The sequence below is a fragment of the Adlercreutzia sp. DFI.6.23 genome (assembly GCF_024462535.1).
GTDB classification, from domain to species: domain Bacteria; phylum Actinomycetota; class Coriobacteriia; order Coriobacteriales; family Eggerthellaceae; genus Adlercreutzia; species Adlercreutzia rubneri.
On the sequence record NZ_JANGBP010000659.1, the window covers coordinates 1 to 294 of the forward strand.

1 protein-coding gene is annotated in these 294 nt (G+C 67.0%); it reads left to right on the forward strand.

Annotated elements, in window-relative coordinates; genetic code table 11:
- A partial coding sequence (locus tag NE591_RS14965) for a hypothetical protein (RefSeq protein WP_256157070.1) occupies positions 1-294 on the forward strand: 294 nt, incomplete at both ends.

The window sequence follows — 294 nt, forward strand, 5'->3', positions numbered from 1 at the left end:
GGCCGAGCAGCTCTCTTTAGAGGAGGCCCGGGCCAACAAGCAGGTGTGGGTCGCCGAGAGCGGCACGCTGGGCGCGAGGCTTTCCGTGAGAGAGCTGGACTCCCGCGCCTTCGCCGTGGGCCGAGACGGCGGTCTTGCGGAGCGTATGGAGGCGGCGCGCAACGGCGTTTCCGAAGAACTCCACGCCCTCGGCGGCTACCGCATCGCAGACGGCCAGGGCCGCGTCGTTGTGGGCGCCTTCCAAGTGGTTGTAGGTGTTCGCGTGCAAGTATTAGGTGTAGCCGTTGTACTCGC